The organism is Thalassobacter sp. (genome assembly GCF_982993085.1).
The window spans coordinates 21,439-36,228 of sequence record NZ_CEZFMW010000003.1; the positions used below are offsets into that span (position 1 = coordinate 21,439).

The 14,790-nt window shown below is 53.0% G+C and carries 13 protein-coding genes; 8 read left to right on the top strand and 5 right to left on the bottom strand.

Annotated elements, in window-relative coordinates; genetic code table 11:
• Position 1: 1 nt before the first annotated feature.
• Both ubiE and ubiB read left to right on the top strand, forming a co-directional pair.
• Positions 2–751 (top strand): bifunctional demethylmenaquinone methyltransferase/2-methoxy-6-polyprenyl-1,4-benzoquinol methylase UbiE, encoded by a 750-nt coding sequence (ubiE, locus tag AC4GMC_RS01005; RefSeq protein ID WP_038007748.1) that lies wholly within the window; start codon positions 2–4, stop codon positions 749–751.
• A 3-nt stretch (positions 752–754) separates the two neighbouring features.
• Positions 755–2,287: a 2-polyprenylphenol 6-hydroxylase gene (gene ubiB / locus AC4GMC_RS01010; protein WP_487876566.1), complete on the top strand. Its 1,533-nt coding sequence runs from the start codon at positions 755–757 to the stop codon at positions 2,285–2,287.
• A gap of 36 nt (positions 2,288–2,323) precedes the next feature.
• Here ubiB and AC4GMC_RS01015 read toward each other — a convergent pair whose 3' ends face one another.
• Together AC4GMC_RS01015 and AC4GMC_RS01020 are read right to left on the bottom strand one after the other, a co-directional pair.
• Positions 2,324–2,983, bottom strand: a complete 660-nt coding sequence (locus AC4GMC_RS01015) for a flagellar hook capping FlgD N-terminal domain-containing protein (protein ID WP_487876567.1) — start codon at positions 2,981–2,983, stop codon at positions 2,324–2,326.
• A gap of 9 nt (positions 2,984–2,992) precedes the next feature.
• On the bottom strand, positions 2,993–5,053 hold the full coding sequence (locus AC4GMC_RS01020) for a flagellar hook-length control protein FliK (RefSeq protein ID WP_487876568.1): 2,061 nt from the start codon (positions 5,051–5,053) through the stop codon (positions 2,993–2,995).
• Positions 5,054–5,403: 350 nt separating this feature from the next.
• Here AC4GMC_RS01020 and AC4GMC_RS01025 point away from each other — a divergent pair, with 350 nt between their 5' ends.
• The 5 genes from AC4GMC_RS01025 to AC4GMC_RS01045 all read left to right on the top strand — a co-directional run bounded on the left by AC4GMC_RS01025 (position 5,404) and on the right by AC4GMC_RS01045 (position 9,437).
• Positions 5,404–5,712: a rod-binding protein gene (locus AC4GMC_RS01025; protein ID WP_487876569.1), complete on the top strand. Its 309-nt coding sequence runs from the start codon at positions 5,404–5,406 to the stop codon at positions 5,710–5,712.
• A 559-nt stretch (positions 5,713–6,271) separates the two neighbouring features.
• Positions 6,272–7,789, top strand: a complete 1,518-nt coding sequence (locus AC4GMC_RS01030) for a flagellin family protein (protein ID WP_487876579.1) — start codon at positions 6,272–6,274, stop codon at positions 7,787–7,789.
• A 78-nt stretch (positions 7,790–7,867) separates the two neighbouring features.
• Positions 7,868–8,242 carry a flagellar biosynthesis regulator FlaF gene (gene flaF / locus AC4GMC_RS01035; RefSeq protein ID WP_487876570.1) on the top strand — a complete coding sequence of 125 codons (375 nt, stop codon included), beginning with the start codon at positions 7,868–7,870 and terminating at the stop codon, positions 8,240–8,242.
• Positions 8,242–8,646 (top strand): flagellar biosynthesis repressor FlbT, encoded by a 405-nt coding sequence (gene flbT / locus AC4GMC_RS01040; protein WP_487876571.1) that lies wholly within the window; start codon positions 8,242–8,244, stop codon positions 8,644–8,646. The genes flaF and flbT overlap by 1 nt, the downstream gene beginning before the upstream one ends.
• Complete coding sequence (locus tag AC4GMC_RS01045; RefSeq protein WP_487876572.1) at positions 8,643–9,437, top strand: DUF1217 domain-containing protein; 795 nt, start codon at positions 8,643–8,645, stop codon at positions 9,435–9,437. Before flbT ends, AC4GMC_RS01045 begins: the two co-directional genes overlap by 4 nt.
• On the opposite strand, the gene AC4GMC_RS01050 is transcribed toward AC4GMC_RS01045, so the two are convergent.
• Positions 9,434–9,898 carry a tRNA (cytidine(34)-2'-O)-methyltransferase gene (locus AC4GMC_RS01050; protein WP_487876573.1) on the bottom strand — a complete coding sequence of 155 codons (465 nt, stop codon included), beginning with the start codon at positions 9,896–9,898 and terminating at the stop codon, positions 9,434–9,436. The genes AC4GMC_RS01045 and AC4GMC_RS01050 overlap by 4 nt on opposite strands.
• On the bottom strand, positions 9,895–11,337 hold the full coding sequence (gene dacB / locus AC4GMC_RS01055) for a D-alanyl-D-alanine carboxypeptidase/D-alanyl-D-alanine endopeptidase (RefSeq protein WP_487876574.1): 1,443 nt from the start codon (positions 11,335–11,337) through the stop codon (positions 9,895–9,897). The genes AC4GMC_RS01050 and dacB overlap by 4 nt, the downstream gene beginning before the upstream one ends.
• Before the next feature lie 151 nt (positions 11,338–11,488).
• Between dacB and AC4GMC_RS01060 the strand changes: the two genes are divergently transcribed.
• On the top strand, positions 11,489–12,286 hold the full coding sequence (locus AC4GMC_RS01060; RefSeq protein WP_487876575.1) for a DMT family transporter: 798 nt from the start codon (positions 11,489–11,491) through the stop codon (positions 12,284–12,286).
• 9 nt (positions 12,287–12,295) lie between these two features.
• On the opposite strand, the gene uvrB is transcribed toward AC4GMC_RS01060, so the two are convergent.
• On the bottom strand, positions 12,296–14,452 hold the full coding sequence (uvrB, locus tag AC4GMC_RS01065; protein ID WP_487876576.1) for an excinuclease ABC subunit UvrB: 2,157 nt from the start codon (positions 14,450–14,452) through the stop codon (positions 12,296–12,298).
• Between the last annotated feature and the right edge of the window lie 338 nt (positions 14,453–14,790).

A 14,790-nucleotide genomic window follows, 5' to 3' on the forward strand; every position in this document is an offset into this window, starting at 1 on the left:
CATGGACGAAACACAGAATAAAACGCATTTCGGCTTTCAGACCGTCGACGAAACAGAAAAAGCGGGCATGGTCCACGGCGTTTTTTCCAACGTGGCGTCGAAATATGACATTATGAATGACGTCATGAGCGTTGGAATCCACCGCGTTTGGAAAGACGCGATGATGGATTGGCTCACTCCACGTGCCAATCAACGACTGCTGGACGTGGCCGGCGGCACGGGCGACGTTGCATTCAAATTCCTACGCCGGGCACCGGGTGCCGAGGCCGTAGTGTGCGACATGACCGAAAGCATGTTGATCGAGGGCCGCAAACGCGCCGAGGCCGCAAGCCTAGACGACAGCCTTGAATGGATTGTCGGCGACGCAATGGCCCTGCCCTTTGAAGACAATAGTTTTGACGTCTACACGATCAGTTTTGGCATTCGGAACGTCACACGCATTCCGGACGCTTTGTCAGAAGCGTACCGTGTCCTGCGGCCCGGTGGACGGTTGATGGTTCTAGAATTCAGCCAATTGCCCAACCCAATGATGCAAAAGGCATACGACCTTTATTCTTTCAACGTGATCCCGCGCATGGGCCAGATGATTGCTGGTGATAGCGAGAGCTATCAGTACTTGGTCGAATCGATCCGACAGTTCCCTGACCAAGACACCTTTGCCGGTATGATCCGCCGTGCGGGCTTTGATAACGTTAAGTATCGCAACCTAACATTTGGTGTTGCGGCGCTGCATTCGGGTTGGAAGCTCTAGCCAATGCGCGGTCCTCACAACATTTGGCGCCTGATCCGTACAGGTGCCACCTTTGAACGCACGGGCGCCATGGGTGTGGTGCTTGAAGCGATTGATGCACCAAGGCCATTGCGCGTTGCTGCGCATGTCTTGGGCTGGCCTTTTAAATGGCTTGGCCTGCGCGGCGATCCGGCACTACCGCCTGTGACACGTGCGATTACCGCACTTGGACCCAGCTACATCAAATTCGGCCAAATACTATCGACACGCCCAGATTTTGTCGGAGTGGATTTGGCAACTCAGCTAAGGGTTCTGCAGGACAAACTGCCTCCGTTTCCGATGGAACAGGCTCGCCAAACAATCGCCCGAGAAATCGGCAAACCCGTTGATGCAGTTTTTTCAGAGTTGTCCGAGCCCGTCGCCGCGGCCTCTATCGCTCAGGTCCACAAGGCCCGATTGGTGGAAACCGGCGAAGAGGTCGCAATCAAAGTTTTGCGGCCAGGGATCGAGCGCGCCTTTCGCAAGGACATCGACGCGTTCTATTTTGCAGCAGGGCTGATCGAATTCCTATCGCCTGCGTCGCGACGGCTGCGCCCCCGCGATGTGATTGCGCACTTTGAAGCGACCGTTCTGCGGGAGCTCGACCTAAGGATCGAAACCGCCGCCGCTGCGGAATTTGCCGCGACAACCGCCCGAGATGAAGGCTTCGCTGTTCCCAAGGTCGAATGGTCCCTGTCCAGCCGGGGCATTATGACCATGGAATGGGTCGAAGGTATTCAATTTGCCGACATTGAAGCCCTAGATGCTGCCGGTCATGATCGCGCGGCACTTGCGGACAAGGTGCTACAACTTTTTCTCAGCCATGCCCTTCGCGACGGTTATTTCCATGCGGATATGCACCAAGGCAACCTACGGGTCGGGGCTGATAGTACGATTATTGCCCTTGATTTTGGCATTATGGGACGGCTCGATGAATACACACGTCGGGTCTATGCCGAGATTCTGATTGGTTTCATCCGCAAAGATTACCGGCGCGTTGCGGAGGTGCATTTCGAGGCCGGATATGTCCCCGCAGATCGTGACGTTGATGAGTTTGCCCAAGCCCTCCGGTCCGTTGGCGAACCTATTTTCGGCATGGACGCGAGCCGAATCTCAATGGGACGTTTGTTAAGCTTTCTATTTGAAGTCACAGAGACTTTTGGGATGGAAACGCGCACTGAGCTGATCCTGCTTCAGCGGACAATGGTTGTTGTTGAGGGCGTAGCGCGTACGTTGAATCCAAACATGAACATCTGGCAGGTCGCTCAGCCTGTTGTAGAAGACTACATCCGCGAAAGCATTGGCCCCCGCGCCTTTGCACGAGATCTGTTCAAAACGGCCCGTGTGCTTGCCCGGTTTGGCCCACAACTACCCACCATCGCCGAGCGTTTGTTCGCGTCGCAAACCCAAGACCAACCGGAGGCTACTACCGGGAAGGGTTCTGGAGCGGTCGTGTGGTTCGCCATTGGGGCAGCGACAGCCAGTATCGGAGGCATTATAGGGGCGGTTCTATTCTGAGGAACGCTCCTTCTACCTGCCGGTAACACATGCCGATTATGGGGTGTTCCTCACACCAAGGACTGACGAACTCGGCATTCCAATATCGCCCGGAAAGCGCAGAATGACCTGTCCGTCGATCAAGGCCGCCTCTCTAACTTGGGCAAATGTCTCTACTTCCGAGGCACCAAGCAGGCTGCCACTGCTGAAGCTCTCAATCTCAAGGGTGTAGATGTCTTCTGGAAGTTGCTCACCAGTCGGTGATCGCCCCGACCACGTGACTTGCGCCACATCGGGATCAATCGCGATGCGTTGCACCTCCTGACCAGCCGTGTTTTTAACAACGATGTCGGCCGCATCCGCCACCACCGGCGTGTTTAGAATAAGTGTCTTGTCCGTTCCATCCACTGGGACGGGCATAACCGCTCGCGCCTCCATGCCAACCCAAGACGACATCTCGCTCATATTCTGCAGCGACATCTGCGCCGACATTTCCTTCAGTAGATCATTGGTTTGCACCGCTTGCTCCACATTCGAGAAAGTTGCCAGCTGCGCAACAAACTCAGTTGAATCAGCTGGGTTGAGTGGATCTTGATTTCGTATTTGAGCCGTAAGCAATTGCAGAAAAGTATCAAAGTCTGAGGCAAGACCATTGCTTTCATCAGCATTTGATATCTGCGTTTGCGGAATGATTTGAGAAGTGTCACCGATAATCATAACGGTCTCCTAAAATGTCAGATTGAGCCCGCTTGGCGCGCTTAAATTTGAGCCACGTGCCTTTGACGAACCTGCCGGAAGCGCATTATTGTCCATGTCAGCAGCTATCTCTTCCAGAGCGGCATGGCTCGATCCTCCGCCTCCCTTAGAAAGGTCCTGTTGAGTATTCGAAGAGGTACCAAACTGTAGGTTGAGACCGCCCTTTCCTTCTTGTGCAAATGCCTCGTGTAAGAAGTTTGCATGCCTTCTCATCAGTTCAGCGGTTTCGGGCCGATCAGCTATGATCAAAAGGGTCGTCGTTGCTTCGCTGGTTTGGAGAACCATCCGCACTTGACCCAATTCTGGCGGGTCGAGAGCAATCTCAAGCGGGTATCTATCCATTCGCGCGCCGGCACGCAGTTGCTCAGCAATCTTCAAAACTTCCTGCGGAAGCGGTGTAACTGCGCCGCGAGAAATAGCGTCAGGGCTTCGTGAAGTATTACTTTGGATGTCACTTGAGATCGGCGTGGAGATTGAAAAATCTCCATCCACTTGGCCTGTATCTTTTAAGCTTCGCTCCGCAATTGGGACATTTTGTGCAACAGCCACCGGCATCATATTTGTTGTCTGGTTGACCCCCACAACAGAATTTGGACCCATTTCTCTCACGTCGTATGTTTGATCTGATATGATCGAGGTCGAAATCGTAGGATTGTGCGGTCGGGCTGAAGATGTTGAACTCCGCTCTGATCTAAGATCCTTGTCTGCGGGAACAGCTGAAGCAGTTTTGAGGCCAACGGTCTGTCCAACGTGTGCGTCAATGTCTGATGCAGCAGATTTGGGTAGTGCATGTCGGTCATCATCAGAAACTTGATCCACGCCGAGTGGCTTAACCGTCACCCCATCTGACTCGGCCTGCCTCAACAATGAGGGCTGGGGATTTGTAGCGGCAAATGCACCGAAACCCTTAAACTTTTCTATCGATACTGTCGCTTGGTCGGACTTGATATCAGTAGATCCGTCCACCTGTATCGAAATATCAGAGGTTAGGACCGCCGTGGGTGATGAAGCTCGCATAGCGAACTCTCCCATAGTCGCCATTACTGCCTGCTTCGGCAACAGCTCTTGTTTACCTGCGGTGGCCTGCCCCAGTATCCGGCTTGGATATAGCTCACGCCGCACAGACCCCTGAATATCTATATCAGTGATGGAAACAGTCTGATTGAATGACGATGGTACCATCAAAGGAGACCGAGCCGGCGGACCACTAGCGTCGCCAATGGCCCCCCCCATAGCAACCGTCTCACCCCTCGTGTTCGGGACTGCTACAAAAGGTTCATAATCAAGATTACCAAGCGTTCTAGGTGGCTCAAGACGCGGAGAGGTTAGTTGTCCTGCCGTGTTTTTTTCGAAAGGTGTCGCGGATGAAACGTCCACCAAGATTTTCGCTTCAACACTTAGATCGGATTTGCCAGCAACCAACACACGTTCAGAATCAACTCGTTGCTCTGCATCATCTGCTGTCTGGCCCGTTGCTACCAAAGCTGTCATCCCTATCTCGGGCTCAAACGATGCCGCATTCAGGCTGACTATTTGACCAGAAGCATCCGTTCTCTCAGCTAATAGTGTCCGCGATTGCCCAGTTTCAACAACATGGGGCTTTTGCTCTACGAGTGTCGCATCAGGCATATACCCGCCAAGGCGACGTTGTTCATCAATGACGGGATACGTCCCAAATTCTTCAACTTTATTTGTAGAATATGTAGCAGCCACATCGGGGAGCATCACCCCTAGGTCGCGCTCAAAACTACTCTCGACATCGACATCCTCGGGGTTTGCCGCACTGGTGGGCACCGGCCCACTTACTTGCATGAATTTCATCGCTGAATCGAGCGTCTTGACTTCTGGCTCGAAGCGACCTTCCGCCGTCATATTATCAATTTCCTGATCGTACTGAGGACCGGACACTCCGCTCACTTGACTCGACAAATTCTTCAGAAGTGCCTCCATCGCATCTTGTTCTGAACTCGATGCACGCGGAAACCCTAGAAGCGGCGCCCCCGGAACTCGCCCGGTTATTTTTTCATGCATGAAATCTCTTACGAGAGGCGCCTCGGAAGGAACAGTAGGTGCCCCTCCACCCGATAACTCGTTCGGCTCTTTAGGCCCATCATTAACCCATAAGCTCAAGCTAGACGCAGAGGCTGGTTCACGTGAATTCGCACCCACGACGAGGTCGTCGTCCGCATTCGCCATAGCAAAAGCGAATTCACCCTTCAGTTCAGGCGATACGCCACGCGCTATCACTACTGTGCTTCGCCCAGCACCCAAGGACGGATTTACGTTGAGATCGGCCATGGTCTCTCCAATGCGGATTTCTTCCGTATGAGATTGCTTTTAACTGCCGGTAGTTACCGATTTATTTACTCACAGCAGTCAATATGACGAAAATCACATCAATTGGAGTAATTGCCATGAACCCTTTGGGTACATCTCTTGTTACGTCTCAAGGTCAACCGAGCAATACTGAAAAGCTCCGAGCGCTTTCCATTGAGCTAGAAACAACGTTTCTTACGGAAATGTTAAAGCATTCTGGCCTCGGATCGACTCAAAATACATTCAGTGGCGGCATTGGAGAAGAACAGTTTTCATCCATGCACCTACAAGAAACTGCAAAACAAATAACGCGAACAGGTGGTATTGGACTTGCAGAGAATATTTTTAAATCTCTGGCTGCGAGAGAAAAGTAATGGCGAATTTTAGTCAGATACTTCTACGCCTCGAGAGCCTACTAGAGGCTGAAGCGAAATTATTAATGGCAGGCGCACTACAAGACTTACCTCAAATAGACGATGCTAAAAATAGAATATGGAGCATACTTCTAGAAATTCGCGATAGCGGAAACGCTAGCGATTTGTCGCGAATTCAAAAAATGGCAGCACACAACGCGAAGTTACTTATAGCGGCAAAAGAGGGTGTCGCGCTGGCAAGGAAGCTACGACGCGCATTGAATAGCGGTTCCAATCCCTTGTCTACTTATGGCGCCAACGGTCAGAAATCTACAGTTGCGAACGCAAGACGAAGCCAACTAAATTCGAGATCATTTTAAAGAAAACTCTTATTATTCTGCATTTTTTTCAGCAGCTTGATTAGCACAGTCTTAGCAATACTCCGCAATAATCACCCAAGCATCGAAGGGTGCGTGGCACGCCGCCACCGCGTCAGAAGGACGTATCATCTCACACGCATGGAGCGGGTGGAATCTTTGACTGTACCGCAAAAGCGGTACGCAAAACGGGAACGTTAATAATGTCTAGCATTCTGACAAACAATGGCGCGATGGTTGCGCTGCAAACGCTAAAATCTGTAAATTCCAACTTGGCCAAAACACAGGCAGAAATTTCGACTGGTAAGACGGTAGAAACAGCAAAAGACAATGCTGCAATTTGGGCTATTTCTAAAATTATGGAATCTGATGTAAAGGGGTTTAAAGCAATCTCTGACAGCTTGTCTTTGGGGCAATCAACTGTAGAGGTTGGTCGCCAAGCTGCTGAAACAACGACCGAACTTCTGCAAGACATTAAAGCCAAGATTGTTGCAGCTCAAGAAAGTAACGTTCCACGAGAAACGATCCAGGACGACATCAGTGCACTACGAGATCAGATTAAATCCGTGACAAACGCTGCACAGTTCAACGGTCTCAATCTGGTTAATGGGACCGACGATGTTTCTATTCTTTCGTCGCTGGATCGAAATAGCGATGGGACCGTTGTATCTAGTAGCATTAGCGTGGCGCGGAGTGATCTTACGACTGAAGCAGGCACCTACGGGAATGGCGGCGGAACAATCAACAGTGCGATCACCAGCTCGAACACTCAGATTGATAAAGACGCCAGCGCGAACCAATTGAATATCACGTTTGGAGGTACAGCCACCGACGGTGATACCATCACCCTTGCAGGGCTCGAGTTCAGCGATAATTCGAACACAGCAGCCGCACGAGCAACTGCCGTTGCCACAGCCATCAACGCAGCAAACCTGACTGGCATCACAGCAAGTGATGCATCCGGTGTTCTGACTCTCACGAACACCAACAGCTTTGCTGAGTTTGAAGTTGGATTTGACGCTGGCGGTGCAAACACCTTTGTCGTCGATAACGAAGAAGATGACAGCTTCGACGTCGCATCAACCAGCGCTGCTGGCACCACCCAATTGAGCCGCCGAGCTGAAGAAGTGACGCTCACCGGAACGACCCAAGTTAACGAAGGTGACAGCTATCGGATCACCTTAGGCGGCACGAACTACGACTACATCGCCGGTAAGGGTGAGACCATGGAGGACATCGCACGTGGCCTGAAGACGGCTGTTGATGGCGGAGCCGTCAATGGTGTGTCTACACAAGTTGCGAAGGAAGGTGACGATTGGAAGGTCCTGATCGACTATGAGGGTTCAGCCGCGAACATCTCGCTTGCTGATGACGCGCAAGAGGGTGGCAAAGCCTCGGGCGGCCTGTTCGGATTAGACAAGCTAGACGTGACAACTGACAAGGGCGCAACCGCAGCTTTGGACAATATTGAAACCTTGATCCAAAATTCCATTGATGCCGCTGCAAGCTTTGGTTCGGCACAAGGCCGTATTGAGACGCAATCCAACTTTGTTTCGAACATGACCGATGCACTAAAATCGGGCATTGGCTCAATGGTGGATGCCGACATGGAAGAGGCCTCTGCGCGCCTACAGGCACTTCAGGTTCAGCAGCAGCTTGCGACCCAGTCGCTTTCTATCGCGAACCAGGCACCACAGTCGATCCTCTCGCTGTTCAGATAAGCACGTAACTCTCGCTGACGCGTCGCAACGGCGCGTCAGCCCCACTTAAGCTACGTACACGAGATTGGAGAACCCGCCGTGACCCCCCACGCACTCGCTAAATCAGCCTATGCCCCGCAGAACGCTTTGACCAACGACCCCAAGAGGATCGAGTTTGCTGCATTTACTCATGTGACCAAAATGCTGACAGAAGTCCAAAGCGGCAAACGCCTGCCGTTGGGCTACAAAGCGGCCGCAATGCACGATAACAGACGCCTCTGGACCGAAATCGCAGCATTGGTCGCAGATGATGACAATCAATTGCCCAAAGACCTTCGCGCGCGCTTATTTTACTTGGCTGAGTTTGTTGCTCAGCATAGCAGCAAAGTATTTTCACAAGACGCCAGCGTCCAACCTTTGATTGATATCAACACAGCAATAATGAGCGGCCTAAACGCTCAGGAGGCCTCGTAATGTCTGGTCTTGTCCTAAAACTCAGCCCTCGTGAACGCGTATTGATCAATGGCGCCGTCATCGAAAACGGAGAGCGGCGATCGCGTATCAACATCGTTTCGCCCAACGCAAATATCCTGCGACTGCGCGATGCCATCCATCCCGAAGAAGCCAACACGCCGGTTAAGCGTATTTGTTACATCACCCAATTGATCTTATCAGGCGACGTCGACACCGAAGTTGCGCGCCGTCAGTTACTCACGGGCGTCGAGCAATTGAGCCAAGTTTTCAAAGATCCTGACAGCCGCGAGATCCTTGCGATTGCGACCAGCCACCTCGTGGAAGCCAACTATTATCCTGCCTTAAAGACCCTCAGATCTCTCTTGGATCGTGAAGAGCGGCTCTTGGCAGTGCAGATGTCATGACATTTCAACCCATCATTCCGGTGGGTGGAATCGCTGGCTGGCAAATCTTGCAGCGTACAGAAAACTCACAAAGAGAGACTTATGCAGCAAGTGGACAAACGAAACGCGATCTTGACTATTTTCGCGAAAAGATTGGCGACATCAAAACGCCTGAGCAACTCGTGGGTGACTTCCGCCTCCTACGGGTTGCCTTGGGCGCTTTTGGCCTCGATGACGATATCGGCAACAAGTACTTCATCAAAAAAGTGCTAGAGGACGGATCCACTAATGATGACGCGCTTGCAAATAAGCTGTCGGACAAACGTTATCTTGCCTTAGCAAAGGCGTTCGGCTTTGGCGATTTTAATACGCCCAACACCGCTCTCTCAACATTTCCAAACGAGATCGCAGCAAAATTTACGGACCGTAGTTTTGAGGCCGCTGTTGGGCAGACAAACGACGATATGCGACTTGCGCTCAACATGCGTCGTGAAATCGGAGAACTTGCGGAAGCCTCAACCTCGCAAACGACTAAGTGGTTCACGATTTTGGGGACACCACCACTTAGGGCCGTATTCGAAGGCGCTCTAAACTTGCCCACAAGCTTCGGGAGCCTACCAATCGATCGTCAGCTAGAAGAAATCCAAATTCGTGCAGAAAGCGTTTTGGGCACATCCGACCCAACAGATTTAGCCACCCCCGAAAGGTCTGAGCTGTTGATCCAACGGTTTTTGGTATCCAGCTCGATTGAAGGAAGCAGTGGGATCAATTCGCCAGCGGCCAACGCCTTGGTTCTATTGGGCGGTCGCTAGAACGCTCCGCGTAAAACCTGATAGGCCACTGCGGTTACAGTATTCGCGAGGTTGAGGGAGCGAATATGTTCAGATCGCATCGGCAAATTCACGACTTGCTGTTCCGAGCCGACTAGCAAATCTTTGGGCAACCCTTTGGTCTCCCTACCAAAAACAAGGTAAGGACTATCAGGAAAGTCGACATCGTAAATCGATCGCGCCCCGAACTCTTCAAAAAAGAAAGTTACATCAGGCGGTGGTTTCCGAACCGCAGCGAACTGCTCCCATGTATCAAACTCAGTCAGGTCGACATGCTTCCAATAGTCCAGTCCCGCACGACGGACAGTTTTGTCGGACAATTCGAAACCGTAAGGTTTGATCAGGATCAATTCCATATCAAGGGCGACGCAGGTTCGGCCAATCGCGCCCGTATTTCCGGGGATTTCGGGCGCAACCAAAACGATCTTGGGACGATTACTCATTGTATGGCACCAAACCGGCGGATTAAGCGCGACTGCAAGACCCGCGCCCGGCGCGACCAAGTCCGCCCACCGGGGGGCCGTTCACGCTCCGCTTTGGAGAGTTGCCTTCGCGTTGGCAAATCCGCAGAGAATATGGCGAATGCGACAGAGCTCTCTGGGTTGCCAGACACATCCGCGTATCCGGCCAAGCCACTGACGAAATTCAGCGTTCCCGTTTTTGCCTGCACATCATATGCTTCCGCGCCATCCTCGCTGTCGCGCAATTTGAAAGGCTTCAAAATCGGGCGCAATCGGCGTTGTGCTTTGTCCGATGCTAAAACTCTCACAACATCTCGCGCCGCAACTCGGCTCGCATCCCCCAGCCCCGAGTGATCCACAAGATCGACGTGACCCGTACCAAATTCTTGCTCAACCCACACGGACATAGCCTTCGCGCTTTGCCGCAGGTTTAATGCACCCGACGCCGTCAATCCCACACACTCTGCTGTCAAATTGGTAGAGTATTTCAACATGTCCGCACAGATCTCTTCCAAGGGTCGGCTTTGAACTGTCGCAAGCACCTTTATTGATGGCAACGATGTGGCTTCGGCATATCCCTTCACGACAATGCCATGTGATCGCAACAGCGTTGTCATAACATCCGCCACATAAGCAATTGGCACTCGAACCGGCAGCCAGCGCCCCCCTTTTTTGCCAAGCGCGCCTCTTGCGACTGACCACTGCTCGCGCTCAGGCATGTCCTGATAGGCAAATACTGGGGCAGAGCGATCCACGACATCCATAGCAATAGTCTGCACACTTGGCCGATAGCGCGCAGCTCGCGCCTGTAGCGAAATCTCATACCCGGACTGGGCCATCCGCCATTCGAAATGCACGCGATTAAAGTTCAGATTCATTCCCGAAACGGCAGGATTATAGCCCACATGATCAGGCTGGCTTGCATCAATCATATCGCTCTGCGGCAAACGCCCGCCCCAAATAAGCAAACGCCCAGTGACTTCGCGCAGACCAGCGGCCTTGGCTTGTGATGCCAAATTGGCCAAATCATCAGTCGTGAGGGTCGGATCACCGCCCCCAAGCAGCACCAGATCGCCGTCCAGCCGGCCATCGATTATCTTGCCTGTGTAGCCAAGCTGCGTTTCGAAACAGAACGCTGAACCCAATCGTTCCAATCCATAAAGCGCCGTCAAAGCCTTTGCCACACTCGCCGGTGGAAGGGCGCGCAGGGGTGAAGATGACGCCAGAATTCGCCCATCTTTTAGGTCAGAAAAAACCAGCGACGTTTGCCCAGACAGCTTGGATGCACGTACCAGCTCCTGCGCACTGGGCAACGCCCCGTCGGGTCGCATCACAGGTCGAACCGACTGCGCCGGGCCGTTAGCCAATGCAGGCCCCGCCACACCTGCGAGCAGCCCGTGCAAAAAGAAACGTCGGTCCATAGACAAGCCCTCGTGTCGAAGTCCCTACACTAAACGAAAAGCACCGCCCCACCACCCGAAATCATGGTCTTGCGTGTGGCCCTACGCCTGATACGGCTGCGTTATGAATGCACGAATTCCACTAAGCGCAGTTGGGCTTATGCTGCTTGGCATGTCCTTCATTCCCATGGGGGACACGGCGGGCAAACTGCTCATGGCGTGGTACGCCGTCGACACTGGCTTCATCGCTTGGAGCCGCTTTTTCCTTGGCGCCACTCTCGCGTTCATCATGCTCCGCCAAGTGCCACCCCTAAAATTGATGCTGGACTGGCGCATCTGGCTCCGTGGTTGGCTCATCGCGGGCGGCATCCTAAGCATTCTTACCGCCCTCAAAACAGAACCCATCGCGAGCGTTTTTGGCGCCTTTTTTATTGGCCCCGCGGTCAGCTACATACTTTCTGTTTGGCTCCTGAACGAGCCGTTTTCACTTCAGCGATTTCTACTCGTGATCCTTGGTTTCATTGGCGTTTTACTGGTGGTTCAACCCGGCCCCAATATGAGTGTTGGCTTACTATTCGCCGTTCAAGCCGGCGTGTTCTATGGCGCATTTTTAACGACCGCAAAGTGGCTCGCACCCGTGGCCCCCGCCCCGCATTTGCTTTTGAGCCAGCTGCTGGTCGGCAGCATCCTCCTAGCGCCTATTGGCCTGCCTGCTTTACCGGAATTCTCGGCACCTGTCGCCGGCCTCACGTTCTTATCCGCTGGATTTTCCGCAGCTGGGAACATGCTATTGATCGTAGCCTATGGGCGCGCAACTGCATCCGCGTTGGCGCCTTTTGTCTACTTTCAAATTGTTGCAGCAACCACGCTAGGTGCGATCGTATTCGCCACTCTGCCCGATGCACTGACATGGATCGGCCTCGCAGTCATTTTGATCGCGGGCACGGCTGCCGCACTCATACGCCGCTAGCTCACGTCGCTATTTGCTACGGCGTTTCACCCCGCCACGCTGTCCGGGCCGACCAGCAGTTGAACGTCCAGACATTTTAGTGGCATCCGCGACAGCCTTATCAATCACCGACTGACGCGCCAATGGATCATCTGACACTGCCAAATCCACAGCCTCAAGCCGCTTCACCTCATCGCGCAGTCGCGCCGCCTCTTCAAACTCTAGGTTCTCAGCCGCCTTGCGCATATCCACGCGCAGCCCATCCAAATGCGCTTGAAGGTTCGCACCGACCATCGGCGTATCAACCGTTGCAGTGACGCGGTTCATATCGACATCGCCCTTATAGAGCCCAGCCAACACGTCCTCGACATTCTTTTTCACGGTCGCAGGTGTGATGCCGTGCTCTTCATTATAGGCCATCTGCCTGTTACGGCGTCGCTCGGTTTCGCGCAGGGCGCGCTCCATTGAGCCGGTGATCCGGTCCGCATACATGATCACGCGTCCATCCGCATTCCGCGCGGCGCGACCAATGGTTTGGACCAACGACGTCTCAGACCGCAAAAAGCCTTCCTTGTCGGCATCCAAAATTGCGACCAGCCCACATTCAGGAATATCCAAGCCCTCTCGGAGTAGGTTAATCCCGATCAGCACGTCGAATGCACCAAGCCGCAAATCGCGCAGAATTTCGATCCGCTCAATCGTATCGATATCAGAGTGCATGTAACGCACTTTAATACCCTGCTCATGCATGTACTCGGTCAAGTCTTCGGCCATGCGCTTGGTCAGCGTCGTCACCAGCGTCCTGTAACCTGCCGCTGTTACGCGACGCACCTCATCCAACAGGTCATCCACCTGCATATCAACGGGTCGGATTTCCACCAACGGGTCCAATAGGCCTGTGGGTCGGATCACTTGTTCAGTAAACACACCGCCTGTTTGTTCAATCTCCCATGCCGCCGGTGTGGCAGAAACAAAGACCGATTGGGGCCGCATCGCGTCCCATTCCTCAAACTTGAGAGGGCGGTTATCCATACACGACGGCAGGCGGAAACCGTGCTCGGCCAAGGTGAATTTGCGCCGATAGTCACCTTTGTACATGCCGCCAATTTGGGGCACGGAAACGTGGGATTCATCGGCAAAGACAATCGCATTATCCGGGATGTATTCGAACAATGTGGGGGGCGGCTCACCGGGGGCGCGGCCCGTCAAATAGCGAGAGTAGTTTTCAATGCCATTGCAAACACCCGTGGCCTCTAGCATCTCAAGATCGAATTTAGTGCGTTGCTCTAGGCGCTGCGCCTCTAACAACTTACCCTCACCCACCAGCTGATCGAGCCGCATTTGCAGTTCAGATTTGATGCCCTTAACGGCCTGTTGCATAGTCGGGCGCGGGGTCACGTAGTGGCTGTTGGCGTAAACACGTATCTTATCGAATGAGCCGGTTTTTGCACCCGTAAGAGGATCAAATTCAGTGATTGCCTCCAATTCGTCCCCAAAGAACGATAACTTCCAAGCACGATCATCAAGGTGCGCAGGCCACACCTCAAGGCTATCCCCACGAACGCGAAAGCTGCCACGTTGGAACGCTGCATCGTTGCGCCGATATTGCTGCGCCACCAGGTCCGCCATGACTTTGCGCTGATCGTATTCATCACCGGCAACCAAATCCATGGTCATGGCGCCATACGTCTCGACCGAGCCGATACCGTAGATACACGACACCGACGCCACAATGATCACATCATCACGCTCCAACAACGCACGCGTCGCAGAGTGACGCATGCGGTCAATCTGTTCGTTAATCTGGCTTTCTTTCTCGATGTAAGTGTCCGAGCGCGCAACGTAGGCTTCAGGCTGGTAATAGTCATAATAGCTGACAAAGTACTCGACGGCGTTGTCCGGAAAGAAGCCTTTGAACTCACCATAAAGCTGGGCGGCAAGCGTCTTGTTGGGGGCCAGAATGATCGCCGGACGCTGAGTTTCTTCGATGACCTTGGCCATCGTAAACGTTTTGCCCGTGCCTGTCGCGCCAAGCAGAACCTGATCTTGCTCGCCCGACAAAACGCCTTGGCTGATCTCTTTGATGGCTGTCGGCTGGTCCCCTGCCGGAGAGAACTCAGTCGCCATCACAAAGCGTTTGCCCCCCTCAAGCTTCGCGCGGGGAGCCTCAATCGTTACATCGGTCATGCCATGATTCCTCTTACGACTCCCAAATTGAGGCGATCGTAGCGCAATTCAAGGTCATAGATTGGTGCCATTTCATCTAAATTCACGAAGGAAATCCTATTTATGCGTGCAATTTCTGCGCCTTGTGAAACTAAGTCAAATTTTAGGAAAGTTGTTACAACTTAAGGGTGAAAAAATACTCGACCTAACTTTTAGATAGGTCTATGGTTAACGGGCAAGCAGCAGATCGATTGTCGGTCGGGGTCGTACCACCCACCCCACCCCTCGCTCCCTCGAGCCCGACTGACAATCACTCTCCCTACATCAACAGTGACATGCCGCCTCGGATTGCCCGTGAT

Excerpts from the sequence above, each read along its gene's own strand:
- AC4GMC_RS01030 (WP_487876579.1), top strand. The coding sequence starts at position 6,272 with ATGTCTAGCATTCTGACAAACAATGGCGCGATGGTTGCGCTGCAAACG.
- flbT (WP_487876571.1), top strand. The coding sequence starts at position 8,242 with ATGTCTGGTCTTGTCCTAAAACTCAGCCCTCGTGAACGCGTATTGATC.
- AC4GMC_RS01050 (WP_487876573.1), bottom strand. The coding sequence starts at position 9,898 with ATGAGTAATCGTCCCAAGATCGTTTTGGTTGCGCCCGAAATCCCCGGA.
- AC4GMC_RS01025 (WP_487876569.1), top strand. The coding sequence starts at position 5,404 with ATGACGAAAATCACATCAATTGGAGTAATTGCCATGAACCCTTTGGGT.
- AC4GMC_RS01045 (WP_487876572.1), top strand. The coding sequence starts at position 8,643 with ATGACATTTCAACCCATCATTCCGGTGGGTGGAATCGCTGGCTGGCAA.
- AC4GMC_RS01015 (WP_487876567.1), bottom strand. The coding sequence starts at position 2,983 with ATGATTATCGGTGACACTTCTCAAATCATTCCGCAAACGCAGATATCA.
- AC4GMC_RS01020 (WP_487876568.1), bottom strand. The coding sequence starts at position 5,053 with ATGCATGAAAAAATAACCGGGCGAGTTCCGGGGGCGCCGCTTCTAGGG.
- uvrB (WP_487876576.1), bottom strand. The coding sequence starts at position 14,452 with ATGACCGATGTAACGATTGAGGCTCCCCGCGCGAAGCTTGAGGGGGGC.
- ubiB (WP_487876566.1), top strand. The coding sequence starts at position 755 with ATGCGCGGTCCTCACAACATTTGGCGCCTGATCCGTACAGGTGCCACC.
- ubiE (WP_038007748.1), top strand. The coding sequence starts at position 2 with ATGGACGAAACACAGAATAAAACGCATTTCGGCTTTCAGACCGTCGAC.
- dacB (WP_487876574.1), bottom strand. The coding sequence starts at position 11,337 with ATGGACCGACGTTTCTTTTTGCACGGGCTGCTCGCAGGTGTGGCGGGG.
- AC4GMC_RS01060 (WP_487876575.1), top strand. The coding sequence starts at position 11,489 with ATGTCCTTCATTCCCATGGGGGACACGGCGGGCAAACTGCTCATGGCG.